At 74.0% G+C, this 26,409-nt stretch carries 25 protein-coding genes; 16 read left to right on the forward strand and 9 right to left on the reverse strand.

The window, feature by feature from the left end; all coding sequences use genetic code 11:
* The 6 genes from Msi02_RS09550 to Msi02_RS09575 form a co-directional block, all read left to right on the forward strand.
* A partial coding sequence (locus Msi02_RS09550) for a rod shape-determining protein (protein ID WP_204048006.1) occupies positions 1-651 on the forward strand: 651 nt, incomplete at its 5' end.
* The gene (mreC, locus tag Msi02_RS09555; RefSeq protein ID WP_204048007.1) at positions 648-1,496 is read left to right on the forward strand and encodes a rod shape-determining protein MreC; all 849 of its coding nucleotides are present in this window, start codon (positions 648-650) and stop codon (positions 1,494-1,496) included. The genes Msi02_RS09550 and mreC, both read left to right, overlap by 4 nt.
* The gene (gene mreD / locus Msi02_RS09560; RefSeq protein ID WP_204048008.1) at positions 1,496-2,032 is read left to right on the forward strand and encodes a rod shape-determining protein MreD; all 537 of its coding nucleotides are present in this window, start codon (positions 1,496-1,498) and stop codon (positions 2,030-2,032) included. Before mreC ends, mreD begins: the two co-directional genes overlap by 1 nt.
* Positions 2,025-4,037 carry a penicillin-binding protein 2 gene (mrdA, locus tag Msi02_RS09565; RefSeq protein ID WP_204048009.1) on the forward strand — a complete coding sequence of 671 codons (2,013 nt, stop codon included), beginning with the start codon at positions 2,025-2,027 and terminating at the stop codon, positions 4,035-4,037. The genes mreD and mrdA overlap by 8 nt, the downstream gene beginning before the upstream one ends.
* Positions 4,034-5,203, forward strand: a complete 1,170-nt coding sequence (gene rodA, locus Msi02_RS09570) for a rod shape-determining protein RodA (RefSeq protein ID WP_204048010.1) — start codon at positions 4,034-4,036, stop codon at positions 5,201-5,203. Before mrdA ends, rodA begins: the two co-directional genes overlap by 4 nt.
* Positions 5,204-5,218: 15 nt before the next feature.
* Positions 5,219-6,262 carry a DUF2293 domain-containing protein gene (locus Msi02_RS09575; RefSeq protein ID WP_204048011.1) on the forward strand — a complete coding sequence of 348 codons (1,044 nt, stop codon included), beginning with the start codon at positions 5,219-5,221 and terminating at the stop codon, positions 6,260-6,262.
* Between the two features lie 18 nt (positions 6,263-6,280).
* Here Msi02_RS09575 and Msi02_RS09580 read toward each other — a convergent pair whose 3' ends face one another.
* A complete protein-coding gene (locus tag Msi02_RS09580) occupies positions 6,281-7,183 on the reverse strand; it encodes a serine/threonine-protein kinase (RefSeq protein WP_079319816.1) in 903 nt (300 codons plus the stop codon).
* A 110-nt stretch (positions 7,184-7,293) separates the two neighbouring features.
* Positions 7,294-9,384: an HsdM family class I SAM-dependent methyltransferase gene (locus tag Msi02_RS09585; RefSeq protein ID WP_204048012.1), complete on the reverse strand. Its 2,091-nt coding sequence runs from the start codon at positions 9,382-9,384 to the stop codon at positions 7,294-7,296.
* 58 nt (positions 9,385-9,442) lie between these two features.
* On the opposite strand from Msi02_RS09585, the gene Msi02_RS09590 reads away from it, so the two are divergent.
* Complete coding sequence (locus Msi02_RS09590; RefSeq protein WP_204048013.1) at positions 9,443-10,177, forward strand: PP2C family protein-serine/threonine phosphatase; 735 nt, start codon at positions 9,443-9,445, stop codon at positions 10,175-10,177.
* Positions 10,178-10,317: 140 nt separating this feature from the next.
* On the opposite strand, the gene Msi02_RS09595 is transcribed toward Msi02_RS09590, so the two are convergent.
* Positions 10,318-11,067 (reverse strand): SDR family NAD(P)-dependent oxidoreductase, encoded by a 750-nt coding sequence (locus Msi02_RS09595; protein WP_204048014.1) that lies wholly within the window; start codon positions 11,065-11,067, stop codon positions 10,318-10,320.
* A 109-nt stretch (positions 11,068-11,176) separates the two neighbouring features.
* Positions 11,177-11,719, reverse strand: a complete 543-nt coding sequence (locus tag Msi02_RS09600; protein ID WP_308441792.1) for a CGNR zinc finger domain-containing protein — start codon at positions 11,717-11,719, stop codon at positions 11,177-11,179.
* Between the two features lie 98 nt (positions 11,720-11,817).
* Here Msi02_RS09600 and Msi02_RS09605 point away from each other — a divergent pair, with 98 nt between their 5' ends.
* From Msi02_RS09605 to Msi02_RS09615, 3 genes are all read left to right on the forward strand, one after another.
* On the forward strand, positions 11,818-12,582 hold the full coding sequence (locus tag Msi02_RS09605; protein ID WP_204048016.1) for a class I SAM-dependent methyltransferase: 765 nt from the start codon (positions 11,818-11,820) through the stop codon (positions 12,580-12,582).
* A gap of 85 nt (positions 12,583-12,667) precedes the next feature.
* Positions 12,668-13,786, forward strand: coding sequence for an acetate/propionate family kinase (locus Msi02_RS09610; protein ID WP_204048017.1), 1,119 nt, complete (start codon positions 12,668-12,670; stop codon positions 13,784-13,786).
* Positions 13,787-13,797: 11 nt separating this feature from the next.
* Positions 13,798-14,580 (forward strand): PhzF family phenazine biosynthesis protein, encoded by a 783-nt coding sequence (locus Msi02_RS09615; protein WP_204048018.1) that lies wholly within the window; start codon positions 13,798-13,800, stop codon positions 14,578-14,580.
* A gap of 21 nt (positions 14,581-14,601) precedes the next feature.
* On the opposite strand, the gene Msi02_RS09620 is transcribed toward Msi02_RS09615, so the two are convergent.
* Positions 14,602-15,780 carry a carboxymuconolactone decarboxylase family protein gene (locus Msi02_RS09620; protein WP_239108260.1) on the reverse strand — a complete coding sequence of 393 codons (1,179 nt, stop codon included), beginning with the start codon at positions 15,778-15,780 and terminating at the stop codon, positions 14,602-14,604.
* A gap of 22 nt (positions 15,781-15,802) precedes the next feature.
* Here Msi02_RS09620 and Msi02_RS09625 point away from each other — a divergent pair, with 22 nt between their 5' ends.
* Genes Msi02_RS09625 through Msi02_RS09635 form a run of 3 tightly spaced genes read left to right on the forward strand, consistent with a single transcriptional unit; the run spans position 15,803 to position 19,460 of the window.
* Complete coding sequence (locus tag Msi02_RS09625; protein WP_204048019.1) at positions 15,803-17,080, forward strand: sensor histidine kinase; 1,278 nt, start codon at positions 15,803-15,805, stop codon at positions 17,078-17,080.
* The gene (locus Msi02_RS09630) at positions 17,077-17,751 is read left to right on the forward strand and encodes a response regulator (RefSeq protein ID WP_204048020.1); all 675 of its coding nucleotides are present in this window, start codon (positions 17,077-17,079) and stop codon (positions 17,749-17,751) included. Before Msi02_RS09625 ends, Msi02_RS09630 begins: the two co-directional genes overlap by 4 nt.
* Before the next feature lie 56 nt (positions 17,752-17,807).
* The gene (locus Msi02_RS09635) at positions 17,808-19,460 is read left to right on the forward strand and encodes a TolB-like translocation protein (protein WP_204048021.1); all 1,653 of its coding nucleotides are present in this window, start codon (positions 17,808-17,810) and stop codon (positions 19,458-19,460) included.
* Here Msi02_RS09635 and metE read toward each other — a convergent pair.
* Entirely contained in the window at positions 19,457-21,682 is a 2,226-nt protein-coding gene (metE, locus tag Msi02_RS09640) for a 5-methyltetrahydropteroyltriglutamate--homocysteine S-methyltransferase (RefSeq protein WP_204048022.1), read from the reverse strand. The genes Msi02_RS09635 and metE overlap by 4 nt on opposite strands.
* A 289-nt stretch (positions 21,683-21,971) precedes the next feature.
* Between metE and Msi02_RS09645 the strand changes: the two genes are divergently transcribed.
* Positions 21,972-22,457, forward strand: a complete 486-nt coding sequence (locus tag Msi02_RS09645) for a hypothetical protein (RefSeq protein WP_204048023.1) — start codon at positions 21,972-21,974, stop codon at positions 22,455-22,457.
* Positions 22,458-22,505: 48 nt separating this feature from the next.
* Here Msi02_RS09645 and Msi02_RS09650 read toward each other — a convergent pair whose 3' ends face one another.
* Positions 22,506-23,357 (reverse strand): helix-turn-helix transcriptional regulator, encoded by an 852-nt coding sequence (locus Msi02_RS09650; RefSeq protein ID WP_204048024.1) that lies wholly within the window; start codon positions 23,355-23,357, stop codon positions 22,506-22,508.
* Positions 23,358-23,442: 85 nt separating this feature from the next.
* Between Msi02_RS09650 and Msi02_RS09655 the strand changes: the two genes are divergently transcribed.
* Entirely contained in the window at positions 23,443-24,252 is an 810-nt protein-coding gene (locus Msi02_RS09655; RefSeq protein WP_204048025.1) for an SDR family NAD(P)-dependent oxidoreductase, read from the forward strand.
* A gap of 6 nt (positions 24,253-24,258) precedes the next feature.
* Here the strand turns inward: Msi02_RS09655 and Msi02_RS09660 are convergent, their stop codons facing one another.
* Complete coding sequence (locus Msi02_RS09660) at positions 24,259-24,600, reverse strand: MmcQ/YjbR family DNA-binding protein (RefSeq protein WP_079319808.1); 342 nt, start codon at positions 24,598-24,600, stop codon at positions 24,259-24,261.
* A gap of 160 nt (positions 24,601-24,760) precedes the next feature.
* Here Msi02_RS09660 and Msi02_RS09665 point away from each other — a divergent pair, with 160 nt between their 5' ends.
* Positions 24,761-25,585 (forward strand): SDR family NAD(P)-dependent oxidoreductase, encoded by an 825-nt coding sequence (locus Msi02_RS09665; RefSeq protein WP_079319819.1) that lies wholly within the window; start codon positions 24,761-24,763, stop codon positions 25,583-25,585.
* A gap of 81 nt (positions 25,586-25,666) precedes the next feature.
* Here the strand turns inward: Msi02_RS09665 and Msi02_RS09670 are convergent, their stop codons facing one another.
* Positions 25,667-26,407 carry a methyltransferase domain-containing protein gene (locus Msi02_RS09670; RefSeq protein WP_204048026.1) on the reverse strand — a complete coding sequence of 247 codons (741 nt, stop codon included), beginning with the start codon at positions 26,405-26,407 and terminating at the stop codon, positions 25,667-25,669.
* Positions 26,408-26,409: the final 2 nt, after the last annotated feature.

The following is a 26,409-nucleotide window of genomic DNA, read 5'->3' on the forward strand; positions in this document are numbered from 1 at the left end:
GCCCGCCGCGTCCACATCATCGAGGAGCCGATGGCCGCGGCGATCGGCGCGGGACTCAACGTTGGCGACACGACCGGCAACATGGTCGTGGACATCGGCGGCGGCACGACGGAGGTCGCGATCGTCTCGCTCGGCGGGGTGGTCGTGTCGAAGTCCGTGCGGGTCGGCGGCGACGAGCTCGACGAAGCGATCGTCAACTACGTCAAGAAGGAACACTCCCTGATGCTCGGCGAGCGCACGGCCGAGCACATCAAGATCAAGCTGGGCAGCGCACGGCCGGGCGGCGACGACACCACACCGCTGCCGATCCGGGGCCGCGACCTGGTGACCGGCCTGCCGAAGACCGCGACGATCAACCGGGCGCAGGTCAGGGAGGCGATCGAGGACCAGGTCCAGACGATCGTCGACGCCGTGCAGAGCACGCTGGACCAGTGCCCGGCCGAGCTGGCGGGCGATCTGATCGACAACGGCATCGTGCTGACCGGCGGCGGCGCGCTGCTCGACGGGCTGGCCGAACGGCTGGAGAAGGCCGTCGGCATGCCGATCCACCTCGTCGACCAGCCGCTCCAGTCGGTGGTGCTCGGCGCGGGCCGGTGCGTCGAGCGCTTCGACGACATGCAGGACGTGTTCCTCCCCGAAACGCGTCGATGAGGGCCGCCGGTCGCCGGGCGCCCGCGCTGCTGGCGCTCGTCTCCGCCGCCCTGATCGTCGCCGACACCGTCACCCCGCTCGCGCCGCTGCGTGCGTTCGGGTCGGCCGTGTACGGCGGGCTGGAGGACGCGGCGTCCGCCGGCGTCCGCTGGGCGTCTGGCGAGCGCCGCCTGGAGGAACTCGAACGCGAGAACGCCCGGCTGCGCGCCGACCTGCTGGCCGCCCGCGGGACGACGCCCTCCCCCGCTCAGGCGGACGGCTACCGGGTCGTGCCGGCCCACGTCATCGGCTTCGGCCGGGACGGCACGGTCACCGTCGACACCGGCGCCGACGCCGGCGTCGCCCGCGACATGACCGTGTTCGACGGGAACGGGCTGGTCGGCCGGGTCCTGCGGTCCGGGCCCGGCACGGCCACGGTGCAGCTCGCCACGGCCTCCGGCGCGTCGATCGGCGCGCGGCTCGAGGGCTCGCGGGAGGTCGGCCTGGTGACCGGCGTCCCCGAGCGCGGGCTGCTGCGGCTGAGCCTGCTCAACCCCTCGGCCGAGGTGAAGCCCGGCGACCGGGTGGTGACGCTGGGCTCGCGCGACATGCGGCCGTACGTGCCGGACGTGCCGATCGGCACGGTGGTCACGGTCGAGCCCGCGCCGGACGCGCTGACCAGGACGGCGCTCGTGCGTCCCTTCGCCCGGTTCACCGCGCTCGACCTCGTCACCGTGGTGCTGGGACCGCAGCCGGACGGCGCGGCGGTGGACGCGTCCGCCGGTAAGGGCACGACGAAGGCCGGGGACGGAGACAAAGGCGCGGACAGAGACGAGGGCGGCTCGAAGAAGGCGAAGGGGGCCTGATGAAGGCGGTCGTGCTGTCCGTTCTCGTCGTCCTCGTCGCACCGGTGCTCCAGGTCGCCGTGGTGAACGGCCTGTCGCTGCCCGGCGGCGGGCCCGACGTCGTGCTGGTCGGCGTCATCGCGCTCGCGCCGCATCTGCGGCCCGGAGCGGGGGCGTTCCTGGGGTTCGCCGCGGGCCTGGCCGCCGACATCGCGCCGCCCGCCGACCACACCATAGGGCGGCTCGCCCTGGTCCTGTGCCTGGCCGGGTGGGTGTGCGCGCGGGTCACCGCGGACGGCACGGCCGGGCGGCGCGCCGCCGTCGCCGCCGCCGTGGCCCTGGGCGCCACGCTCGCCGGGGGCGTGCTCGCGGCCCTGCTCGACGGCACGCCGTGGGGCACGGCCCTCGCGCCCGGCGCCGTCGCCTGGACCGTCGGCCTGGCCGCGCTCGTGGTGGCGGCGCTCGCCCTGCTGCCCCGCCGTCGTTCGTTCGGGCGGGTGCCGAGGTCGCGGGACAGACCGCGCGATCCGTACGGCCGGGGGAGGCGGCTTGCGTAGGACCGCCCGGCAGCGCCCTTCGGACCGGGGTCGTCACCGGCCCCAGGGCCGTCTCACGCTCGTGTTCGTCGTGGTGACCGCGCTCATGCTGACCCTGCTCGGCCGTTTGTGGTACCTGCAGATCGTCACCGGCCCGTCGTACGTCAGGGCGGCCACGGAGTCGCGGGTGCGCTCGGTCGTCCTGCCGCCGGTGCGGGGGCAGATCGTCGACGCACACGGCCGGCCGCTGGTGGCCAACGAGACCAAACCCCAGGTGTCGGTGGACTACATGGCTCTCATCCACCAGCCCGACGGGGGGACGGACGTGCTGACCCGGCTCGCCCGGGCCCTGGGCCGGCCCTATCAGGAGATCGCCGACCGGGCGCGGCTGTGCGCCCGGGACGTGCCCCGGCCGTGCTGGCCCGGCTCGCCGTACCAGCCGATCGTCGTCGCGGACGACGTGAGCGTGCGCACGGCGCTGTGGATCGCGGAGCGGCAGGACGAGTTCCCCGGCGTCAGCACGGCGTTGCGGCCGGTCAGGACCTACCCGCTCGGCTCGGCCGCGGCGCACGTGCTCGGCTACCTGCAGCCGCCCTCCCCCGACGACCCCGAGGGCGGCCCCGAGCTGATCGGCCGCGACGGCCTCGAAGCGCAGTACGACCGCGAGCTGGCCGGGCGCACCGGGATCAGGCAGGTGGCGGTGGACAGCACGGGCAAGGTCACCGGCCTGATCCGCGAGGAGGCCGCCGTGGCCGGGGACACGCTGGTGACCAGCATCGACGCGCGCATCCAGGAGGTGGCCGAGCGAGCGCTGACCCGGGCCGTGGCCGCCGCGCGCAAGCGGGGCGAGCCCGCCGACAGCGGCGCGGCGGTGGTGCTGGAGGCGAAGACCGGGCGGGTGACGGCGATCGCCGACTATCCCACCTACGACCCGGGCGTGTGGACCGGGGGCATCTCCCAGCACGACTACGAGGACCTGCCGCTGGTCAGCGCCGCCGTGCAGGGGCAGTGGCCGCCGGGCTCGACGTGGAAGGTGACCTCGACGGCCGCGGCGGCGAAGGCGGGCTACTCGCTGCGGTCCTCCTACGACTGCCCGGGCGGCTACAAAATCGGCGGCCGGGTGTTCCACAACTTCGAGAGCGCCGAACTGGGCCGGATGGACATGCGCCGGGCCCTGGTGGTGTCGTGCGACACGATCTTCTACCGGTTCGCCGAGAAGATGTGGCGGCGCGACGGCGGGCTCAAGCCGGTCAAACGTCCCAAGGACCCGATGCAGGCGATGGCCAGGGAGTTCGGGTTCGGCGCCGCCACCGGCGTCGACCTGCCGCACGAGGCGCCGGGAAGGGTGCCCGACCGCGCCTGGAAGAAGGCCAACTGGGAGCGGACCAAGGCGGACTCCTGCCGGCGTGCCAAGACCGGCTATCCGGAGCTGTCCGACCGCAAGCGGGCGGCCTACCTCAAGGCGCTCGCCGCGGACAACTGCCGCTCCGGCGGGGTCTGGTGGGCCGGCGACGCGGCCAACTTCTCCATCGGCCAGGGTGACGTGCTGGTGACGCCGCTGCAGCTCGCCCGCGGATACGCGGCGCTCGCCAACGGCGGCACGGTCTTCAGCCCCAGGATCGGCAAGCAGGTCGTGCGCCCCGACGGCACCGTGGTCCGCACGATCACCCCGCCCGTCGTGGGCAGGATCGACGCCTCGCGCAAGACGCTGCGATTCATCCGCGACTCGCTCGCCGGCGTGCCGCGCTCCGGCACGGCCGCGGGCGCGTTCGAGGGCTACGCGTTCAAGCGCCTGCCGGTCGCCGGGAAGACCGGCACCGCCGAGGCGTACGGCAGGCAGGACACCTCGTGGTTCGCCTCCTTCGGCCCGGTGAAGAAGCCGAAGTACGTCGTGGTGGTCGTCGTCTCGCAGGGCGGCACGGGCGGGACCACGGCGGCCCCCGCCGCCCGGGAGATCTGGGAGGGCATCGCCGCCCTCGCTCACGACAAGAAGCACGACAAGAAGAAGGACAAGAGGAAGCGATGACGACGCTCGGTCCCCTGTCCGTACGGCTGCCGGCGAGCCGCGCGACCAGGCGCAGGGCGTGGGCCGCGCGCCTCGCCTTCTTCCCCGCCTGGGGCCTGGTGCTGCCCGCGGCCGCGTTGTCGGCGATCGGGCTGCTGCTCGTGTGGTCGGCCACCCGCAACGAGCCGGGCTCGACGCTGCCGCAGCGGCAGGCGCTCAGCGTGGGCATCGGCTTCGCGCTCATGTGGGCCGTCTCGCGGATCGACCTGCGGGTGCTGCGGGCCTACGTCCCGGTGCTGTACCTGCTCGGGCTAGTCGGGCTGGTCGCCGTGCTGACCCCGCTGGGCCGTACGATCAACGGCTCGCACGCGTGGATCGTGCTCGGCGACGGGCTGCAGTTCCAGCCGTCCGAGTTCGCCAAGGCCGCCACGGTGCTCGCGCTCGCGACGGCGCTCGGCGAGCGGCGGGACGGCGAGCGCAGGCCGGGCGCCGGGGCCGTGCTGCTCGCCCTCGGCCTCGCCGCGCTGCCTGTCGGCCTGATCGCGCTGCAGCCCGACCACGGCACCGCGCTCGTCTTCCTGGTGCTGACCACCGGGATGATCGCGGTGTCCGGCGCGCCCAAGAGATGGTTCGCGGCGTTCGCCGCCGCCGGGGCCGCCGGGCTGCTCCTGGTGTGGCGGCTCGACCTCATCCGGCCCTACCAGCTCCAGCGCCTGATGGTGCTGGCCGACCCGGACGCCGACCCGATGGGCGTGGGCTACAACGCCACCCAGGCCAGGATCGCGATCGGCTCCGGAGGGCTGCTCGGCAAGGGCCTGTTCCACGGCGAGCAGACGGCGGGCCATTTCGTGCCCGAGCAGCACACCGACTTCATCTTCACGGTCGCGGGCGAGGAGCTCGGCTTCCTCGGCGCCGCCTGCGTGATCCTGCTGATGCTCGCCCTGCTGTGGCGCGGCCTGTGGATCGCGGCCAAGAGCCCCTCGCCGTTCGGCACGGTCGTGGCCGGCGGGGTGGTGTGCTGGCTGGCGTTCCAGACGTTCGTGAACGTGGGGATGACCATGGGCCTGCTGCCGGTCGCGGGGCTGCCGCTGCCGTTCGTGTCGTACGGCGGGTCGGCCACGATCTCCAGCCTGGCGGCCGTGGGGCTGCTGGCCGCCGTGAACCGGCGTACGCGCACGCCGGCATAGGGCACTCTTGGAGGAATGCGCAGCAAGCTCGGCGGACGGGTGGCCCAGGCGGCGGAGATCGCCCTGGCCACCCGCAAGTACGTGACCCCGATCGACGTCCTCACCGGCCTGCGGTGGCTGCACGACCGCCACGTGGAGACCTGGCGGCAGGGCCGCGCCGACAGCCTGGAACGGCTGGCCGCCGTGGACGCCGCCCGGATGGCCGAGGCCCTGTCGCATCTGCGCGCGTGGGCCGTGTCCCGCGACCTGGTGGAGAGCGAGGCGGCGTACACGGCGGGCACCCGTGACCGGCGACCGCTGCGCTTCACCGCGGCGGGCGACGAGGACCTGGAGCGCGCCTTCCGCGTCCACTGGCTGTCGCCCGACCTGAGCGAGGCGCGGCGGCGGCAGATCGCCGAACGGCAGAGCAAGGCCCCCGACCTCGTGGCCGTGGCGCCGCTGGACGCGTGGACCTGCGCCGGGTGTGGGGACACCGGACCTTACCTGATCATGGAGGGCGACCGGCCGCACTGTCTGACCTGCGCCGACATGGACCATCTGTGCTTCCTTCCGGCGGGGAACGCGGCGCTGAGCCGCCGCGCCAAGAAGGAGAGCGGCCTGTCGGCGGTGGTGGTCCGCTTCAACCGGCGGCGCAAGCGGTACGAGCGGCTCGGCGTGCTGGTCGAGGAGGAGGCGCTGACGCGGGCCGAGGAGCAGTGCCTGGCCGACGAGGAGGCGCGGCTGCGCCGCCGCGAGCGCGACCGCGAGCGCCGCGCCGGCGAGGACGCCGAGTTCCAGGCGAGGATGGCGGCGGAGATCCGCCGCCTGTTCCCCCGCTGCCCGGCCGAGCGGGCCGAGGCCATCGCCGCGCACGCCGCCGTACGCGGCAGCGGGCGGGTGGGCCGCACCGCCGCCGCCCGCGTGCTGGACGAGAACGCCATCACGCTCGCCGTGATCGCGAGCGTGCGGCATCTGGACACCGACTACGACGAGTTGCTGATGGCCGGGACACCGCGGATGACGGCCCGCGAGCGGATCCGCCCCCGGGTCGAGGAGGTCCTGACGGCCTGGCGCGGGTGAGCGCTTCCGGCGGACCCTTCAGCGGACGCGGCCGACCATCTGGGCGTACATACGCCCGGGGCTGGGGACCGACGACGGGTTGAGGAAGCCGGGCAGCGGGGGCAGGTCGACCGCGAACGGCTGCAGCCGCTCGAACAGCGTGTGCGCGTCGGACGGCCGGTTGTCCGGCTCCTTCTCCAGCAGTTCGGCGATCAGGCGGTCCAGCTCGGCGGGGACCCCCGGCACCCGGGGCGGCCGTTCCTTCACCTGCTTGTCGAACACGGCGTACTCGGTGGGCCCGGTGAACAGCTGGTTGCCGGTCAGCATCTCGTGCAGCACGCAGCCGAGGGAGTACAGGTCGCTCTTCGGCCCGGCGACGCCCCGCTGGATCTGCTCCGGAGACATGTACGCCGGGGTGCCGAGGATCTGGCCGATCCGGGTGAACTGCGCCGTCCTACCCGCGACGTCCGCCTCCCGCAGCATGGCGAGCCCGAAGTCGAGGAGCTTCACGCTGCCGTCCGGGCAGAGCATGAGGTTGGTCGGCTTGAGGTCCCGGTGGCAGATCGACAGCTCGTGGGCGGCGGTCAGCACGGCGCACGCCTGGGCGGCGATGGCCGCGGCCCACGGCACCGGCAGCGGGCCGTGCTCGCTCAGCAGGTCGGCGACCGTCACGCCCTCGATGAACTGCATGACCTGGAAGAGCCGCTGCTCGTAGGTGCCGAAGTCGTACAGGACGGGCGCGCCCGGATGGTCGAGCTTCGCGAGGATCCGCGCCTCGCGGATGAACCGGCGCTGCAACTCCTCGTCCGGGCCGTCGGGCAGCCGCAGGAACTTCACCGCCACCTTGCGGTCGAGCCGCCGGTCGTGCCCGCCGTACACGGCGCCCATGCCGCCCTGCCCCAGGGGGAGGTCGTCCAGCTCATACCGGTCGCCGATGACCATGCGCCCCTCCCGTCGGCCTATCGGGGAAAAAGCTACCGGATTCGTCCGCGATGCTCGGGCTCAGCGGCCGGGTGGACAGGACTCTCTCAGCCGGCAGGCTCCGGACCGCGTCACCCACGAGGGCGCAGGCGTCCGTCGATCAGGCCCTCGACGCCGAGGCGGGCGAGCGCCTCCCCCGCGGCGGCCGCCTCCCGCAGGCCGTCCTCCAGCGCGAGCAGCCGCCGGAAGGCCGTGCCGTACGTGCGCTGGACGGCCAGGGGAAGCTGGGGGACGCGGGCCCGGCGGGCCTCCACGCGGCTGCTGCCCAGATGCGGCCGGCCGCCGCCCGCCGCGTAGCGCAGGAACCCGGCCAGGAACTCGGGATCCACCTTGCCCGGAGCGACGCGGAAGAGGCTGAGGTGAGGGCCCAGGACCGAGCCCTCCCCCGTCACCACCCGAGCGGTGACGGCCGACGCCACGACGTCTCCCGGCCGTACGGCGACCAGGCCGGGGGCGCGCGGGATCCGCCGCGACGGCGCCGTCCCGGCCGCGACGTCGTCGGCCGTCAGCACGGGCACCCCGCCCTCGGCCACCGCACCGCCGGGGATGTCGCCGCCGGGGACGTCGGCGGGCAGCGCCCGCAGCGTCGAATGCCGGATGGTGACCAGCCCGGACCTGGCCATCTCCGCCACGGTCGCCCACGACGCGTCCCAGCCCGCCGCGCCGCCGGTGAGCACCTCCAGGTCGGGCACGTCGCCGGCCAGCGCCGCGAGCGCGTCCCGGAAGCGCTCCCTGGCGTCCGGGAAGCCCCGCGTGTCGTTCCGGGGTGACAGGTGCCGCGCCGGGCTCACGTCCACCTCGTCGTCGAGGATGTCGATGATCCGGACCGTGCGGCCACCGCGCGGGAGCTCGGTCTTCGCGAGGTGGGCCCGCCAGACCGTTTCGACGCCGGCCGGGTCATCTCCCGCGTCGGCCACGAGGATCGCGCCGGGCTGCCGCTCCCCCGGCTCGGGACGGCGCAGCAGCCACAGGTCGGGGCCTCCGGGCGCCAGCGTGAAGACCGCCCGCAGCGCGCCCGTCCGCAGCAGGTTCGCCCGGATGCGACGTCCCGGGCGGCGGCTCGCGGCGGCGCCCGGCATCAGGATGGCCACGAGCCCGCCGGGCCGCACGTGGGCGAGGCAGTGCTGCACCCAGGCCAGCTCCGGCTCGCCGCGCGGGGGCATGCCGTACTGCCAGCGGGCATCGCCGATGAGGTCCTCGTGGCCCCAGGCCCGCTCGTTGAACGGCGGGTCGCACACCACCGCGTCCACGAGCGCGTCCCCGAGCCTGTCCCCGAGCCCGTCCATCGGCCGGTCCGGCGGGAACGCGTCGTGCCGCAGCGCGTCCCCGGGGACGACCCGGGCGTCCCGCCCGCGCAGCAGCAGCCGCAGCGCGGCGAGCAGCGCGACCGTCTCGTTGGCGTCCTGGCCGAGCAGCCGCGCCTCGTCCCCCGCCGCACCGGCCCCGGCGGCGTCCAGCAGGAGCGTGCCCATGCCGCACGCGGGGTCGAGCACCGTGCGCGCCCCCGGGCAGGCCAGCCGGGTCATCAGGGCGGCCACGTCGGGCCGGGTCAGTGCCAGCCTGCGGCTGTGCGCCTCGGCGTACCGCTCGCACAGGAACTCGAACGCGCCGGCCGCGCCGTTCCGCTCGGCCATCCCGGCGACCAGCAGGAGCAGGCCGGGCTCGACCGGCGTCGCCTCCCCCGTGCGCGGGGGCAGGTCGGCGGTCGCCTCGGCCACCGCGCGCGGGAGCCGTACGGCGAGGTCGGGGGCGGCGGACAGCCGCTTCCAGCCGTCCGGGTCGCGGAGCGTGTAGAGCAGGAACGCCCCGACCTCCCCCAGCACCTCGCCCAGGCGCAGGTCGTCGGCCGACGCGCGCAGCCGCTGCCAGACGCGGTCGCCCTGGGACACCTCGAACGACTTGCCGTTCCTGCGCAGCCACGCCTCCACTTCGGGCAGCGAGAAAAGCGGGCTGGAGGCGGTACCTCCGACCGGCTGGGGGAAGTCCTCGTAGCGGCGCCGCCAGTTGCTGACCGCGGCCCTGCCGACGTCGGCGAGCCGGGCGATGTCGCCCGCGTTCACGGTCGCTTCGACCGCTGCTTCGACGGCGGCCTCGAGCGGGCTGGCGGCGACAGGACCCGCCGTCGTGTCCGCCGTGTTGTCCGCCTGGGCGTCGTGGCTCATGAACACGAGCCTAGCACTGTGCTTGTGAAGTCACTCAACCAATGGTTTACTCAAAACCATGACGCACAACCGTATTCGGTACGCCGCTGGGTCGGACGTCGGGCGCTCGCGTGCCAACAACGAGGATTCGGTGCACGCCGGCGAGCGTCTGCTCGCCATCGCCGACGGGATGGGCGGGCACGGACACGGCGAGGTCGCCAGCGCGGCCGTCATCTCCACACTGGCCGGACTGGAGGACGGCCCGGCTCCCGCCGACCCCGTGGCCGCCCTCGCGGACGCCGTACGGGAGGCGGGGCAGCGCCTGGGCGACCTCGCCGCGCAGGACCCGGCGCTCGAACGGATGGGCACCACGGTCACCGCGATGCTGTGGGACGGCCACGGGAAGTTCGCCCTGGCCCACGTGGGCGACTCGCGGGCGTACATGCTGCGTGACGGTGCGCTCTACCAGATCACGCGCGACCACACGCTGGTGCAGTCGCTGGTGGACGACGGGCGGATGAGCCCCGACCAGGCCGCCCGCCATCCGCGCCGCTCCCTGCTGCTGCGGGCGCTGGAGACGAGCGGCCTGGCCGAGCCGGACCTGTCGCTGCGCGAGGCGTTCCCGGGCGACCGCTACCTGCTGTGCTCCGACGGGCTGACCTCCGTGCTGGAACCTGAGGCGCTGCACCACGTGCTCACCACGGTGGCCGATCCGCAGGAGACGGTCCGCCGGCTCATCGAGCTGGCCAACGAGGGCGGCGGACCCGACAACATCTCGTGCGTGGTCGCCGACGTCGAAGCCGCCGACGCCTGACACCTGACCGTCATGGACGGGCTCCGGCCCCGTCCTCCACCGGCGCCCGGAGCCGCGCATGAGATCTCGCGGCCGTTCCAGCCGGGCGAGCCGGCCGCGAGATCTCCGCTCCTCGTCCGAGTGATGTGCCCGGACGGACGTCAGACGGCCCAGCCGCCGTCGACGTTGATCGTCGCGCCGGTGACGTAGCGCCCGCCATCGCCCGCCAGGTGGGCGATGGTCTCGGCGATGTCGTCCGGCGCCGCGTAGCGGCCGAGGACCGTCAGCCCCCGGACCGTGTCCGCCATGGGGCTGTCCGCCGGGTTCGAGGCGGTGTCGGTCGGGCCGGGGTTGACGATGTTGACCGTGATGCCGCGCGGCCCGAGGTCGCGGGCGAGCCCCTTGGTCATTCCGGTCATGGCCGTCTTGCTCATGGCATACAGGGTGAACCCGGGGAAGACGGTCCGCTCGGCGACGTTGCTCCCGACGGTGATGATCCGGCCGCCCTCGGTCATGTGGCCCGCCGCCGCCCGCGCGGCCAGGAACGGCCCGCGCACGTTGACCGCGAGCGTACGGTCGACCTCCTCCGGCCCCAGGTCCTCGATCGGCGCGACGTGGAAGACCGCCGCGTTGTTCACGAGGACGTCGAGCCGGCCGAACTCGGCGGCGGCCTCGTCCACGGCCGCGACGACCGCCTCCGCGTCGCCGTTGTCGGCCCGGATGACCAGCGCCCGCCGGCCCATCCCCTTCACCTTCTCGGCCACGGCTGCCGCGCTGTCCTGGTCGCGTTCGTAGGTGAGCGCCACATCGGCGCCGCGCTCGGCCAGCTTCAGGACGACGGCCGCACCGATCCCCCGGCCGCCCCCGGTGACCAGGGCCGCCTTGCCGTTCATGTCGTTGATCTCGTTCATGGTGTCGAGCATGGCGACAACGGGGCCGGGAGGTCCGGCGGCGATCGGACCTGGCGTTCGGACCGTCAGGGCTCGGGAAAGGCGCGGGAAAACCCGCGCGGAGGAGCGGTCAGGCGCCGCGCGCCCGGAAGGCGGCCGTCTTGACCCGGTTCTGGCAGGCCGTGGAGCAGAAGCGGCGGGTGCCGTTGCGGGAGGTGTCCACGTACACGCGGTCGCAGTGCGGCGCGGTGCACACGCCGAGCCGGTCGTGCAACTCGCTGCCGAGCACCACGGCGAGGCCGGTCGCGCAACTGGCCGCGTAGTTGCCGGCCAGGGTGCCGCCCGCGCCGTGGAAGTGTATGTGCCAGGGCTCCCCGTCGTGCCGGTCGAGGTGCGGGCGCGCGTCGGTCTCCGCCAGCAGTCCGTTCACGGTGAGCGCCGCCGCGTCCACGTCGCCCCGCGTCACCGCCTCGAACACGCCGCGCAGCCGCCCCGCGACCTCGGCGAGGGCGCCCGCCTCCGCCTCGGTGACCGCGGGCGCCCGCCTGTCGCCGGTCGTGAGGACGTCGGCGACCGCGGCGGCCCGCGCCTCACCCGTCGGCGGCTCGTACGGCCGGCCCCGTGCCTCGCCCTCGGTCAGCGCGTTCACCAGGCCGACAGCGACCGCCACCACGACATCAGTGTGACTGTTAAAGTTCACTTGACCAGTTACACCCTTGCGTTCTACGTTGTAACTGCCGAAAGAATACACGTCAGTTACAAGGAGACGGCATGCTCACTCTGGACGTCGCCACCCGGTGGATCGACCGTTGGGACCGCCAGCAGGAGGGCTACCTCCCCGATCGGGAGGAGCGCTTCACCGCGCTGATCGACGCCGTCGAGGCGGGCGTGGGCCGCCCGGACCCCCTGGTGATCGACCTCGGCTGCGGCCCCGGCTCGCTGTCGGCCCGCCTGCTGAGCCGTATTCCCCGGGCCACGGTCGTCGCGGTCGACGCCGATCCCCTGTTGCTGTCGCTGGCCCGTGCGGCGTACGGCGACCGCGACGGCCTGCGCTTCGCCGACCTGGACCTGCGGGAGCCGGGGTGGAGCCAGGCGCTCGGCCTCGACCGCCCGGCGGACGCGGCGGTGAGCACGACCGCGCTGCACTGGCTGGCCGAGCCCGATCTGCGGGCCGTGTACGCCGAACTCGCGACCGTGCTGCGGCCGGGCGGGCTGTTCCTCAACGGCGACCACTTCAGCTCGGAGGACACCTCTCCGGCGCTGGCGCGGCTGGAGCGGGCCGTGCACGAGAGCGAGGAGCGGCGGCGCTTCGCCGGCGGCCGTCCCGAGGACTGGCGTCAGTGGTGGGACGCGATCGCCGCCGACCCCGACCTCGCCGGTGTCGCGGCGCCCCGGCCAGCCACAGCGGCGCACCACGGCTCGGAGTCGCTCCACCTGTCCACCCACGTCGAGGCCCTCCGCGCGGCGGGCTTCGCCGAGATCGGGACGCTGTGGCAGCGCGGCGACAACCGCCTGCTCTGCGCCGTACGTCCGTAATCGACCCGGCCCGCCGATCTCCCCGACCACTCTGTCCGGCGGCCCGCCGGGGTTTGCCCGCCGGGCCGCCGGAAAGACGGACGCCATGACACCGACCGTGCTCACCGTCAACGCGGGCTCCAGCAGCCTGCAACTGCATCTGGTGCGGAACGGCCGCGTGCTGCGAACCGAGCACAGCGAGCACAGCCCCGACCCCGCCGCGGCGGAGCGTACGCTGTCGGACTTCCTGTCCGGGGCGGACGCCGAGGTGACCGCCGTCGGTCACCGGCTCGTCCACGGCGGCGAGGCCGTCCGCGCGCCGACGGTCGCCGACGACGGCGTGGTGGAGGCCGTGCGCGGATACGCCGATCTCGCGCCGCTACACGTGCCGCCCGCGCTCGCGCTGGTCGAGGCGGCCCGGCGGGTGCTGCCGTCCGTGCCGCACGTGCTGTGTCCCGACACCGCCTTCCACGCCGGACTCCCGGCCGCCGCCGCGACCTACGCCCTGCCGGCCGAGTGGCGGCGCCGGTGGGGCCTGCGCCGCTACGGCTTCCACGGGCTGTCGTACGCGTGGGCGACCCGCCGGGCGGCCGAACTGCTCGGACGCCCGGCCGGGGAGGTCGACCTGGTCCTCACGCATCTCGGCGGCGGATGCTCGGTCTGCGCCGTACGGAACGGCCGGAGCGTGGACACCTCGATGGGGTTCACCCCGTTGGAGGGCGTGCCCATGAGCAAGCGCTCGGGCAGCGTCGATCCCGGCATGCTCCTGTGGTTGCTGTCCGGCTCGCGCCTCACGCTGGAGGAACTGCGCGACGGGCTGGAGCACGAGTCCGGCCTGCTCGGGCTCTCCGGCGGCCTGTCCGGCGACACCCGCGACCTGGTCGCCTCGAAGGAGGAGGCGGCAACGCTGGCTCTCGACGTTTTCGGCTACCGGGTGAGCCGGGAGATCGCCGCCTCGACCGCCGCCCTCGACCGGCTCGACGCGCTCGTGTTCACCGGTGAGATCGGCTGGGACCAGCCCGAGGTGCGCGAGGCGGTGTGCGGCAGGCTGTCGCTGCTCGGCGTCGAGCCGCCCGCCGTGACCGACGTGGACCGGGATCGCGTCGTCAGCCCGCCTGGCGCCCGCCTGCCGGTCCTCGTCGTACGGCCCCGCGAGGAGCTCCAGGTCGCCCGGGAGACCCTCGCCGCGATCGGCGATTCCGCTGGTGAAGGCGGGCGGCCGTAGAATCCGCGGACATGCGCATCTTCACCGTGGACTCCTTCACCGACCGGCCGTTCCGGGGCAATCCCGCCGCGGTCTGCCTCCTCGACGAGACCGTGCCGGACGAGTGGATGCAGGCGGTGGCCGCCGAGATGCGCCATTCGGAGACGGCCTTCGTGCTGCGGCGGGACGAGGGTCCGCGCTCGCTGCGCTGGTTCACCCCCGCGGTCGAGGTCGCGCTGTGCGGGCACGCCACCTTGGCCACCGCGCACGTCCTCTACTCCCTCGGAGAGTCCGGGCGGCTGGAGTTCTCCACGAAGAGCGGCGTGCTCGCGACCGAGCAGGCGGACGACGGGCTGATCGCGATGGACTTCCCGGCGAAACAGGCGTCGCCGTGCCCGCCGCCGGACGGCCTCGCCGAGGCTCTCGGCGTCACGCCGGTGTGGACCGGCCGCAGCGAGTTCGACCTGCTGGTCGAGGTCGGCTCGGCCGAGGAGGTGCGGGCCGCCGACCCCGACATGGCGCGGCTGGCCGAGGTCGAGGCCCGGGGCGTCATCGTGACGGCGTCCGGCGAGGGCACCCGCGCCGACTACGTCTCCCGATTCTTCGGCCCCCGGGTGGGCGTGCCGGAGGACCCCGTCACCGGTTCGGCCCACTGCGTGCTCGCGCCCCACTGGTCGGGCAAGCTCGGCCGGGACGCGCTCGTCGGGGAGCAGGTGTCGCAGCGCGGGGGGACCGTCCGCACGACCCTGCGCGGCGACCGCGTCGAACTCGCCGGGCACGCCGTGACCATCTGGTCCGGTGAACTGGAGGTCTGACCTCCTCCCCCCATGGTCGCGTCAGGCCGGCACGGCGAGCGCGGCCTCGATCCGCCGGACCGCGGTGATCGCCCCGAACGCGAGCAGCCGCACGAGGTCGGCGTCGTACCGGCCGCCCCCGGCCTCCCGCCAGGCGGCCACGTCGGCGTCGGTCACCCGATAGGGCGCGAGGGCGGCCAGCAGGGCGAGCCGGGCGGCCGGGCGCTGTCCCGGCGCGACGTCCGCCAGCGGACCGGACGGCCAGCCGGACAGCGGAGGGTGCTCGCCGTCCCAGGCCGCGACGGCCTCCACGACCGCCTCCCTGGCCGTGTCGCCCAGCAGGGCGGCCCCCTCTCCCGCCGCGGCACGCAGCGCGGCGAACGCGGTCCCGGCCGGGGTTCCCTCCGCCCACGCCGGGGCCGGTCCCGACGGCAGCCCACGCAGCAGCGGCAGCGCCTCGCCCCGCGGCAGCCTGCGGCGTACCGTCCTGGCGAGGGCCCGGCCGCCCAGGCCGCGTACGAGCCGGGACCGCTGCAGGCCGGCGGGCAGGAGGTTGTCGGTCAGCAGCGACGACACCATCCGGTTGATGAAGTGGAAGGCGAGGGCCGTGCCGATGTGCTCGGCCGCGTGACCGGGCGGGCACGGCGGCGCCTGCCCGGCCGTGGCCGTGCCGGTGGCCCAGGCGAACAGCCGGGCGTGCTCCGGATCGGACGGCGTCCGCCCGCGCGCGACGGTCTCGGCCAGGTCGTGCTCGCCGGTCGCGTGCAGGAGCACGGTGTGCGCGTCGACGCAGAACGGGCACTTGTTGGCGAGGGAGACCCCGGCGGCGACGACCTCCTTCGCCGCCCTCGGGGCCCGACCGGCGAGCAGCGACTCGCGCAGCATCGCCCACGTGGGAGCGAGGACCTCCGGAGCGGGGGACAGCGTCAGGAACAGCGGCATGCGGGCCATGCCGAAATCACGGGCGATCTGGGCGTAGACCTCGGCGGTCAGCCCCGCCGCCGCCTCCGTGGGCACCGGGGTCACGTAGCGGTACGGCGTCGGCATCTCTGTCTCCTCGTCGGTCGTGCTGTCATGCGGCCCGATCCTGCCGGGCGCGACCGGCCCCGTCGTCGTACGGCGGAAGGCGTTCCGGGCCGGTCCCGGCACGGCGAGTGGCGGCCCGGCGTACTCCGGTGGGAGTAGCGCGGGATCGGTCCGCCGGGAGGAGGCGGTGTCCATCGGGCGCGGTTACGCTTCGGACATGGACGGCGATCACGGACGGCAGGCGTCCACCAGCCCACCGGCGTCCCCCGGCTCACCGGTGATCGTGGACGCCGCGATCGCGGCCGTCGTGGCGGTGCTGCTCGCGGGCGGCACCCTCATTCCCGGCTCGCCGAACGGCCCCGCGCAGGTGGGGGTGGTGGGTTACCTGCTCCTGGTGGGCGGGGCCGCCGCCCTGGTCGCGCGCAGGTCGGCGCCGGTGACGGCGCTCGTCGTCTCCGCGGCGTGCATGCTGGCCTACGCCCTGCGGGTGCAGCCCGAGATCGCGCCCGCCTTTCCCGTCATGGTCACGGTGTATTCGGCGGCCGCCGGGGGCCGGCGTGTGTGGGCGGCGTCGGTGAGCGCGGCCTACCTCGGCGGCGTCCTGCTGTCGGACCTGTCGGATCTCGGCACGCGGACCCCGCGCGAGGTGGTGGAACGGGTCGGCCTGCTGGTCGGCTGGTTCGTCGCCGCCAACGTGGCGGGGGTCGTCTCCCGGCAGCGCCGGGCGTACCTGCGCCAGGCCGAGCAGCGTGCCGTCGAGGCGGAGCGCACCCGCGAGGAGGTCGCGCGCCGCCGGGCCGGCGAGGAGCGGCTGCGCATCGCCAGGGAGCTGCACGACTCGCTCACCCACAGCATCTCGATCATCAAGGTGCAGGCCGGTGTGGCCGTCCACCTGGCGCGCAAGCGGGGCGAGGACGTGCCGGCGGCGCTGCTGGCGATCCAGGACGCGAGTGCGGACGCCATGCGGGAGCTGCGCGAACCCGGCCCCGACGACGCGCCCGGCATCGCCCGGGCCGACCGGATCGGCGAGCTGGTCGAGCGGGCGCGGTCGGCGGGTGTGCCGGCCACGCTGGCGGTCACCGGCACGCCCCGCGCCCTGCCGCCGGAGGTCGACCTGGCCGCCTACCGGATCGTGCAGGAGGCGCTCACCAACGTGGCGCGGCACGCGGGCAACGCCTCGGCGTCCGTGCACGTCCGCTACCTGGCCGACACCCTCGTCGTACGCGTCGAGGACGACGGCGGGGGCCTGCCCGGCGGCACACCACGGCACGGCGTCACACCACGGCAGGGCGTCACACCACGGCAGGGCGCCGGCGTGGCCTCCGAGACGGCCACGGCGGTCCGGCCCGAAGCGGTTCGCGCGGGCGTGGGACTGACCGGCATGCGGGAGCGGGTGTCCGCGCTCGGCGGGCGGCTCCAGACCGGTCCCGGGCCGGACGGCGGCTTCACCATCCAGGCCGAGCTGCCCGTGCCGGTCGGGGAGGGAGCGGCGTGATCAGGGTGCTGCTGGTGGACGACCAGGCGCTCATCCGGGCCGGGTTCAGGGCGCTGCTCGACGCCGAGGACGGCGTGGAGGTGGTCGGCGAGGCGGGCGACGGCAGTGAGGGCCTGGCCCTGGCCGAGCGGCACGTCCCCGACGTCGCGCTCGTGGACGTCCAGATGCCGGTGATGGACGGCATCGAGACGACCCGCCGCATCGCCGCCGATCCCCGCCTGGCCGCCACCCGGGTGGTGATCCTGACCAACTACGGGCTCGACCGCTACGTGTTCGACGCGCTGCGGGCGGGCGCGAGCGGCTTCCTGCTCAAGGACACCGAGCCGGTGGAGCTTCTCCAGGCGATCAGGGTCGCGGCGCGCGGCGACGCCCTGCTGTCCCCGGCGGTCACCCGGACGCTCATCAGCGAGTACGTCTCCCGCCCTCCGGACGCCGTGCCGACGACGGCCCTGGAGGAGCTCACCAACCGCGAGCGGGAGGTCGTCTCCCTGGTCGCGCGCGGCCTCACCAACGAGGAGATCGCCGCGCACATGGTGATCAGCCCGTTCACCGCCAAGACCCACGTCAGCAGGGCGATGACCAAGCTCGGCGCGCGGGACCGCGCCCAGCTCGTCGTCTTCGCCTACGAGTCCGGCCTGGTGGTCCCCCGAAGTTCCGCCAAGCCGGGCTGAGCCGTTCTCCCCGGGTCTTGGGGACGCGGGCGGCGGGGGTATCTAAGATCGCGTTCATGGGTCTGCGTACGCCCGCGGCCGTGGTGCTCGCCCTGCTCACGCTCGCGGCCTGCTCCCCCGGCGGGTCGCCGGGGCCGGAAAACCTGGCCGCACGCGTCAACCCGCTGCCCGCCGACGTCCAAGGACCCGGTGCGGCCGTCTTCCTCGCCCGCGTGCCCGACAAGACGCGGGACGACCTGCTCGGCCTGATCCGGGTGGGCCGGTTCGGCGACGCGCTGACGAGGGGCACATGGGTCCGCCGGCACGTGGAGGTCGCACTGGGTGACCCGGCCGCTCCCATCGCGGTACGCGACCCGGCCGCGCCCATCGCGGTACGCGACCCGGCCGCGCCCATCGCGGTACGCGGCCTGGCCGGGGATCCCCGGGACGCCGTCCTGGTCTCCGGCGACGTGGTCGACGCCACGCTCCCCGGTCATGTCTTCGTCACCGGGACCTTCCCCGTCGGCCCCACCGTGTCCGCGACCACCGGGCGGTGCGTCCTCGTCCGTACGGACGGCCGGACCGAGCAGCCAGGGCCCGAGGCGCAGTGCGAGCGCGCCCCCAACGGGGGCGTGTACTGGTACGCCCCGGGACCGACCAGCGCAGGCGGCGTCGACCTGCGCGACGGCACCGCGACCCCGAGGACCTCCGTACCGGCGTTTCCGGTGGCCGTCTCCCCCGACGGGCGCTACCTGGCGTCGCTGCGGGACGACGCGCTCGTCATCACCGACACCCGCGGCGGCACCCCGGCGACTGTGGGCCGGTCGGACCGCGGCGCCCCCGGCGTCTTCACCGGCGACGGGTACGCGACGGTCCTGCGGCAGGGCGACCGTCCGCCGGCACTGGCCGTCGCCGGCTTCCACGGCGAGGTCCGGCGGCTGGCAGAGGATGTCGGCGCGGTCGGCTTCGCCCCGGACGGCCGCCGTGCCCTCGCGACGGCGGGCCGTGCCCGCCCGCGCCTGGTCGTGGCCGACCTGCGGACGGGCACGCTCGCTCCGGTGAAAGGCTTCCCCGCGAGCGACGGCGGCGTGAAGATCGTCGTCGCGGGCGATCACGCGCTCGTCGCGGTGCTCGCCCGGGACGCGGACATCGGTGACCCGAAGCCTGCCGAGGTGTGGGAGGTCGACCTCCGGCAGGCCCGGGCGCGCCGGGCCGTCACCATACCGCGCGCCCGGCAGGCCGCTCCGCTCCCCGCCGTCCCATCGGGAGGGCAGCCGGCCGGTTCCGGAACGGACGCCCCGGGCGTTACGGGCATCCGTTTCGCGCCGGACGGCGTCGTGGCCGCCCTCACGTCCGAGGGGGTCGCCGCGGCCGGGCCGGCCGGTGCGTCCCCGGTCACGGCCCTTCCCGGGCGCCGGATCCTGTTCTCCGGCGACACCCGCGACGGTGGGGGCGGTGGCGGCGGCGACGGCGGCACCGGTGGCGGCTCGCTCACGGTGGTGAGCGAACCGGGTGCCGCCGTCCGGATCACCACCGGGGCCCGGGAGGACCAGACCGTCGCCGGGGTGCTGCCCACCGCCGACGGGCGGCACCTCATCGTCTCCTTGCGCCCCGGAGACAGCCTGCGCGCCGGTCCCGGCCCCGACGACGAGATCGTCGTGGCCCGCCTCGACGGCGGCGCCCCGCTCGTCCTCTATCGGGGCGTCGTCCTGGCCAGCGCCGGCCGCTAGCGGACGTCGCGGAACAGCCGCTCGCGCACGCGGGCCGCCGCCTCGACCACGTTGGCGAGCGCCGCCTCGACCTGCTCGTACGAGCGGGTCTTCAGCCCGCAGTCGGGGTTGACCCACAACCGCTCGGCGGGCACCGTCCGCAACGCCTCCGTGAGCAGGTGCTCCACCTCGTCGGCGCCCGGCACGCGCGGCGAGTGGATGTCGTACACGCCCGGCCCCAATCCCCTGGGGAAGGCGCCGACCGCGCCGAGCACGCGCCCCCGCGAGCGCGCCGACTCGATGCTCGTCACGTCGGCGTCGAGAGCGTCGATCGCGGCGAGGATCTCGTCGGCGTCCGAATAGCACAGATGCGTGTGGATCTGCGTGTGCTCGCTCGCGCCCGAAGTGGCCCATCGGTAGGCCTCGACGGCCCACTCCAGGTAGGCGGCCTGCTCGGCGCGCCGCAGCGGCACCAGCTCGCGCAGCGCGGGCTCGTCGACCTGGATGACGCGGATGCCCGCCTCCTCCAGGTCGCCCACCTCCTCCCGTACGGCGTCGGCGACCTGGAACACCACCTCGCGCAGCGGCAGGTCGTCGCGGACGAACGACCACGCCACGATCGTCACCGGGCCGGTGAGCATGCCCTTGACCGGCTTGCTCGTCAGCGACTGGGCGTACTCCGCCCAGCGGACGGTGATCGGCTCAGCCCGCCGCACGTCGCCGTGGAGGATGGGCGGCCGGGTGCAGCGCGAGCCGTACGACTGGACCCAGCCGTGCCGGGTGACGGCGAAGCCGTCGAGGTGCTCGGCGAAATACTGCACCATGTCGTTGCGCTCGGGCTCGCCGTGCACGAGGACGTCCAGCCCCAGCCGCTCCTGCAGCGCGATCACCTGCTCGATCTCCGCGCGGACCATGCTCTCGTACGCCGCCTCGCCGATCTCCCCTGCCGCCAGGGCCGCCCGCGCCCGGCGCAGCTCGCCCGTCTGGGGGAAGGAGCCGATCGTGGTGACCGGAAGAAGCGGCAGCTTCAGGTGCTCGGCCTGCGCCGCGGCCCGCACGGCGTAGGGCGCGCGGCCCTCCGCAGCCCGGACCCGGGAGGGGTGCGGTCGGTCCTCCGGAGCGGAGTGTCCGGGCAGGTGACGGCCAGGTGTGGCGGCGAGCAGAGCCGCGAGGTCGGCCACCTCGGCGACCTTCTGCTCGGCGAACGCCAGCCGCTCCCGCAGCGCCGGATCGAGGCCGGTCTCCCGTTCCACGTCGTACGGCACGTGGAGGAGCGAGCACGACGTGCTCACCACGACCCGCCCGGCGCGCTCCCGTACGGCGAGCAGCATGGCCAGCGCGCGGTCCCGGTCGGTGCGCCACACGTCCCGGCCCGACACCACTCCGGCGACGACCGTCTTGCCGGCCAGGGCCTCCACACCGTGGGCCGTGCCCCGGACGAGGTCCAGGCCGACGGCCTCGACCGGCGTTCCGGCCAGGACGGGCAGCGCGTCGCCGAGATCCCCGAAATAGGAGGCGACCAGCAGCGCGGGCCGGTTCTCCAGCCGTCCCAGCCGTCCGTACGCCGCCTCGACCGCGGCCAGCTCGGCGGCGGTGCGGTCGGCGACCAGCGCTGGCTCGTCCAGCTGCACCCAGCCGACGCCCTCCGCGGCCAGCTCGGCCAGCAGGCGCGCGTACACCTCGACCGCGTCGTCCAGCCGGTCGAGCGGGGCGAAGCCGTCCGGGCTGCCGGGGGCGGCCTGCGACAGCAGCAGGAACGTCACCGGCCCGACCACCACCGGCCGGGTCTCCAGCCCCAGCGCGCGGGCCTCGCGTACCTCCGCCAGCGGCTTGGCGGCGTCGAGCGAGAAGACCGTGTCCGGGCCGATCTCGGGCACGATGTAGTGGTAGTTGGTGTCGAACCACTTGGTCATGCGCAGCGGGGCGATCCCCTCGGCGCCGCGGGCCATCGCGAAGTATGTCGTCAGGTCGTCGTCGTGCCGGTAACGCGCGGGCACCGCGCCCAGCAGCACCGCCGTGTCGAGCACCTGGTCGTAGTAGGAGAACGTGTTCGACGGCAGCCCTTCCAGGCCGAGCGCGGCGAGCCGCCGCCAGGTGTCCTCCCGCACCCGCCGCGCGGTCTCCTCCAGGCCCGCCCGGCTGGAACGCCCCTCCCAGTACGACTCCAGCGCCCGCTTCAACTCCCGATCCGGCCCGATCCTCGGATACCCCAGCGCGGTCGATGCGGGAAAAGACGACGTCATCACCACTCCTCATGCGTCGAACAGAACGCTCGCATCCTCTCCGTACGCGGCTGTGCCGCACCGGATCCATTGCCCACGCTTATGGATCACTTCGCCGTCGTCCTGATAACCGCCGGCATCCATAAGCCGGCGCGAACGTGATCGAGGGCGTGGGTGACGATTCCTGTCCGGTCGGCAGGCTGGACAAGGAAGCCGTACCGCCGCGGCACTGGCACCTCCCGGGAGAGGAGGACAGACTGCCGCTGTCACCGCTTTCGACTACCGACGATCTTTATTTGCTTGGGGATTCATGCAGCTGTGGCACTCGATCACACTCGTCGCCAAATTGGCCCTTCCATTCCTCATGATGTTCTCGGCCTACATCGGGGCACGCAGGGCGCGGCAACGTCGCGAAAGATTCAACGCCGCACGGCGCCTGGGTCTCCCCAGCGGGCGGATCAGGATGATGGGTGCCGTGCGCCTACGCCAGGCCACAACCTGGGGAGCATGGCATCACGGCATTTTGGATCTCGAAGCCGGCCGTCTCACGTATACCGGCAGGCTGGACGGCCGGCGCAAGGCGACGACGGATCTCACCGGCATGATCATGAAGGGAGATCGCCCTGTCACCGCATTCGAGCGCTGGAAGTGGAGCCACCCCATTCGGTTACGCGCCGTCCTCGAATGCGAGCATCCGGAGCTGGGTGTGGTGGAACTCGCCGTCGAAGAGTCTGATGCGGATATCGTCTCCAGCGTCTTCGCGAGAAAGCGTCCACCGAGATCCGGCGAGCAATGATCGAGAATCGAGAGCCGGCAATGGCTGCCGCAGTCGCTTTGCTGTGGCTCAGCGGGGGGCGTCCATGCGCTGTGTGCCGATGACCGCCAGCAGCCGTAGCGCCTCTTCTGACGGCGAACCGGGGACGGCGGTGTAGATCACCACCTGCTGATCGCGGTCGATGATGTCAAGGGCGTCGCAGTTCACGGTGATCGGGCCGACCAGCGGGTGCTGGAAGGTCTTGCACAGTGTGGGCCCGGCCGCCACCTCGTGGGCAGCCCACAGCCGCGCGAACTCCGGGCTCTTCGCGAGGAGTTCGTCCACCAGCCCGGTCACCTCGGGCGAGTCGGGGTAACGGGCGGCAGCGGCACGCAGGCGCCGGGCCGCGTGGCGGGCGAAGTCGTCGGCGTCGGAGACCCCGTACAACCGCCGTCCCCCGTGCCGCGGGCCGAGGAACGCGCGGCGCACCAGGTTGCGGTCGCGCCGCGGCAGGGCAGAGAAGTCCTCCATGAGGGCGGCCGCCAGCTCGTTCCAGGCGAGCACCTCGAGCGTCGCGGACGTCACGAACGCGGCGGCCTGCGGCAACCTCTCCAGCAGGTCGAGGATGCTCTGCCGCACCTCGCGCGGGGGCCCCGGCGGCGGGGCGGGCGGCGCGCCGGCGAGGTGGTGGAGGTGGGCGCGCTCGGCGTCCGTCAGGCGCAGGGCCCGGGCAAGCCCGGCCAGCACCTCCCGCGAGGGGCGCGGACCTCGGGCCTGCTCCAGCCGCGTGTAGTACTCGGTCGAGATGAACGCCAACTGCGCCGCCTCCTCACGCCGCAGCCCCGGAGTACGGCGCCTGGGCCCGGCGGGCAGTCCCACGTCGGCAGGGCTGATCCGCTCGCGCCTGCTGCGCAGGAAATCGGCCAGTTCTCGTCGGTTCACACCTCCAGTCTGCCCAGCGCGTGGAGCCTATCCAGGTACAGCCGATGCCTGGATGAGCCGCGTCCAGCGGCGCAGGCTCACTGCCATGGACAACACACCGACCACCGACACACCCACCCAGACCACGCCCGCCGCCGCGGGCCTGCTGGCCGGCAAGGTCGCCTTCGTCAGCGGCGCCGGACGCGGTATCGGAGCCGCCGCCGCGCGGCTGTTCGCCCGGGAGGGCGCCCGAGTGCTGCTCGCGGCCCGGACGGAGGCCCAGCTGAAGGCGGTGACCGAGGAGATCCGGGCGGCGGGCGGCACCGCGGACTACGTGGTGTGCGACCTGGCCGACGCGGCGAGCGTGCGCGCCGCCGTGAACCGCGCCGTGGACCTGTACGGCCGGCTCGACGTCGCCTTCAACAACGGGGCGATTGGCCAGCAGCCCGGCCCGATGGACCGGATGCCGGAGGCCGACTTCGACCGCATCTACGCCGTGAACCTCAAGGGCGTCTGGCTGGCCATGGTCGCCGAGGTGGAGGCGATCCGGGCCACCGCGGGCACGGGCGCCATCGTCAACAACTCGTCCGTCGGCAGTTGGGGAGGCAACCCGGAGCTGCCGGCCTACGGCGCGATGAAACGGGCGGTCAACAGCCTCACCGAGTCGGCCGCCGTCACCTACGGCCCCGAAGGCATCCGCGTCAACGCCATCGCTCCCGGCAACACGCTCACCGAGATGATCCGCGCCTGGGAAGCGGAGTCCCCCGGTCTCCAGGAGCGGCTCACGGCGCTGACACCGCTGCGCCGCGGGGCCGACCCGGCCGAGATCGCCGAGGCCGCCGACTGGCTGCTGAGCGACCGCTCCTCCTTCGTGACCGGCGCCGTCCTGCGCGTCGACGGCGGCGCCCGCGTCTGAGCCGCGTCAGCTCGCGAGGTACGCGGCCGCTACTCGTTTGGGCACGACCATGCGCCAGGCGTCGATGACGAGCTCCCGCATCTCGGTCTCGTCGATGGCCGCCATCCTGACCCGGACCCACTGGTAGCGCTCGTCCGAAGGAAGGGGCATGAGGAACTTCTCCGGCTCGGATGCCACGAGGGCCGCCCGCTCCTCCTTGGGGAACGCGAAGCCCATCAGGGTCTCGTCCGGAGAGACGGAGGCGTACACGATGCCCCTGACCCGGAACTTCACGTGGTCGCGCACGAGCGCTTCCTCGGTGCGGGGCAGTGCCCGCGCGACCCGCCGCACATCGTCGACCGTGACCATCAGAGGCCTTCCTCAAAGATCGAACATCGTCACGGTCGAACGTTAGCCGCGGCCACCGACATTCCGGCGCCGGTCCCGTCGCGCAGACGGGATCGGCGCCCCCGACGGCCAGTGGGAAATCCCTCGCGGAGGCCGCGCGGCGGGTGCCAGACTCATGGCGATGATCGATCCTCGACTCACGGACCGGGTGGCGCTGGTCACCGGGGCGAACCAGGGCATCGGCGCGGCCATCGCGGTCGCGCTGGCCGCGTGCGGGGCGGCGGTCCTCCTCACGTACAAGCGGCTCGATCCCGCCGAGCACGCCGGCGATCCGGCCTTCCCCGAGGCGTACGGCAGGCTGCGGGCACGGGACGCCGAGGAGGTCGTGACCCGCATCAGGCGAGAGGGCGGCCGAGCCGAGCAGATCGAGGCCGAGCTCGCCGACGCCACCGCCATCGGGGGCCTGTTCGACAGGGCGGAGGCGGCCTTCGGCCCGGTGGAGATCCTGGTCAACAATGCCAGCGGCTGGGTGGCCGACACCTTTCTGCCCGACGCCCGCGACCGCTTCGGACGGGCGCTGCGCCCCGTCGACGCCGATTCGCACGATCGGCAGTTCGCGGTGGACGTGCGCGCACCGGCCCTGCTGATCGCGGAATTCGCCCGCCGCCACGTACGGCGCGGCGCCACATGGGGGCGGATCATCGGGCTCACCTCCGGCGGCCCGGAGGGGTTCCCCGAAGAGGTCTCCTACGGCGCGGCCAAGGCGGCTCAGGAGAACTACACCATGTCCGCCGCGGCCGAACTCGGCCGCTACGGAATCACGGCGAACATGGTCCGTCCGCCCGCCACCGACACCGGCTGGATCACCCCCGTGGTCGAGGAGGCCGTCCGCACGACAAGCCCCCTGCGGCACGTCGGCACGCCGGAGGAGGTCGCCGAAGTGATCGTCTTCCTGGCCTCGCATCAGGCCCGTCACGTCACCGGGCAGATCATCGCCATGTCCTGAGCCCGCCGCCACGCCGGACGACAGGCCGTCGGCGGGGCGGCCTGCAGCGCTGCGCCATGAACTCCTCGGCCGGCCGTACGCTCACGGGCGCCGGGCGGCGGCCAGGAACATGGGGACGGCGAGGAACAGCCTCCCCCGCCGCGCGCGCCCGGTCTGCTCGGCGATCCAGTCGTCGGCCTGCCGCCGGGTGACCGCCCCCGCCGCGTACGCGCCCTCGGCCACACCGGTGACCACCGGCAGGAGCGAACCATCCGTGAAGACACCCGTACGGACCTCGGCGGTGACGTCCGCGAAGCCCTCGTCGAGCAGGAGGTTGCGGTGACGGCGGGCCACGTGCGGGCTGGGGACGGCGTCCGCCCTCGCCCGCACCATGACCCGGGTGAGAGCGGCGTCGTCCGAGTCGATCACGAACGTGTCCCAGTCCTGCCCCACCAGCACGATCCGCCCGCCCGGGGCGAGCACCCGCCGTGCCTCTGCCACCGCCCGCGCCGGATCGGCCAGGCCGTGGTAGACCTTGTCGGCCCGATAACCATCCAGCTCGCCGTCCCCGAACGGCAGGTCGCAGGCGTCCGCCTGGCGGAACTCCAGGCCCGGGTGCCGGGACCGGGCGAGCCCGATCATCTGGCCGTCCACGTCCAGGCCGATCGGTTCCGCGCCCAGGGCGGCCATCTCCGCGACGGCCAGTCCGGCGCCGCAGCCGACGTCCACCACACGGCTCCCGGCGGCCAGGCGGAGAAGTTCGTAGGAGCGCGCACGCAGCGCCTCCTGGCCCGGATGCCTGTCCACGCGGTCGAGAAGGGCGATGAGGGTTGGGTTCGACATGG

Source organism: Microbispora siamensis, from assembly GCF_016863095.1.
Lineage (GTDB): Bacteria > Actinomycetota > Actinomycetes > Streptosporangiales > Streptosporangiaceae > Microbispora > Microbispora siamensis.

What these genes read in the sequence shown, in the direction of transcription:
- Msi02_RS09575 (WP_204048011.1), top strand. Translation starts at nt 5,219, where the DNA reads ATGCGCAGCAAGCTCGGCGGACGGGTGGCCCAGGCGGCGGAGATCGCC.
- Msi02_RS09595 (WP_204048014.1), bottom strand. Translation starts at nt 11,067, where the DNA reads ATGAACGAGATCAACGACATGAACGGCAAGGCGGCCCTGGTCACCGGG.
- Msi02_RS09660 (WP_079319808.1), bottom strand. Translation starts at nt 24,600, where the DNA reads ATGGTCACGGTCGACGATGTGCGGCGGGTCGCGCGGGCACTGCCCCGC.
- mreD (WP_204048008.1), top strand. Translation starts at nt 1,496, where the DNA reads ATGAAGGCGGTCGTGCTGTCCGTTCTCGTCGTCCTCGTCGCACCGGTG.
- Msi02_RS09580 (WP_079319816.1), bottom strand. Translation starts at nt 7,183, where the DNA reads ATGGTCATCGGCGACCGGTATGAGCTGGACGACCTCCCCCTGGGGCAG.
- Msi02_RS09625 (WP_204048019.1), top strand. Translation starts at nt 15,803, where the DNA reads ATGGACGGCGATCACGGACGGCAGGCGTCCACCAGCCCACCGGCGTCC.
- Msi02_RS09670 (WP_204048026.1), bottom strand. Translation starts at nt 26,407, where the DNA reads ATGTCGAACCCAACCCTCATCGCCCTTCTCGACCGCGTGGACAGGCAT.
- mreC (WP_204048007.1), top strand. Translation starts at nt 648, where the DNA reads ATGAGGGCCGCCGGTCGCCGGGCGCCCGCGCTGCTGGCGCTCGTCTCC.
- Msi02_RS09665 (WP_079319819.1), top strand. Translation starts at nt 24,761, where the DNA reads ATGATCGATCCTCGACTCACGGACCGGGTGGCGCTGGTCACCGGGGCG.
- Msi02_RS09655 (WP_204048025.1), top strand. Translation starts at nt 23,443, where the DNA reads ATGGACAACACACCGACCACCGACACACCCACCCAGACCACGCCCGCC.
- rodA (WP_204048010.1), top strand. Translation starts at nt 4,034, where the DNA reads ATGACGACGCTCGGTCCCCTGTCCGTACGGCTGCCGGCGAGCCGCGCG.
- Msi02_RS09635 (WP_204048021.1), top strand. Translation starts at nt 17,808, where the DNA reads ATGGGTCTGCGTACGCCCGCGGCCGTGGTGCTCGCCCTGCTCACGCTC.
- Msi02_RS09645 (WP_204048023.1), top strand. Translation starts at nt 21,972, where the DNA reads ATGCAGCTGTGGCACTCGATCACACTCGTCGCCAAATTGGCCCTTCCA.
- Msi02_RS09610 (WP_204048017.1), top strand. Translation starts at nt 12,668, where the DNA reads ATGACACCGACCGTGCTCACCGTCAACGCGGGCTCCAGCAGCCTGCAA.
- Msi02_RS09585 (WP_204048012.1), bottom strand. Translation starts at nt 9,384, where the DNA reads ATGAGCCACGACGCCCAGGCGGACAACACGGCGGACACGACGGCGGGT.
- Msi02_RS09590 (WP_204048013.1), top strand. Translation starts at nt 9,443, where the DNA reads ATGACGCACAACCGTATTCGGTACGCCGCTGGGTCGGACGTCGGGCGC.
- Msi02_RS09620 (WP_239108260.1), bottom strand. Translation starts at nt 15,780, where the DNA reads ATGGACACCGCCTCCTCCCGGCGGACCGATCCCGCGCTACTCCCACCG.
- metE (WP_204048022.1), bottom strand. Translation starts at nt 21,682, where the DNA reads ATGACGTCGTCTTTTCCCGCATCGACCGCGCTGGGGTATCCGAGGATC.
- Msi02_RS09605 (WP_204048016.1), top strand. Translation starts at nt 11,818, where the DNA reads ATGCTCACTCTGGACGTCGCCACCCGGTGGATCGACCGTTGGGACCGC.
- Msi02_RS09615 (WP_204048018.1), top strand. Translation starts at nt 13,798, where the DNA reads ATGCGCATCTTCACCGTGGACTCCTTCACCGACCGGCCGTTCCGGGGC.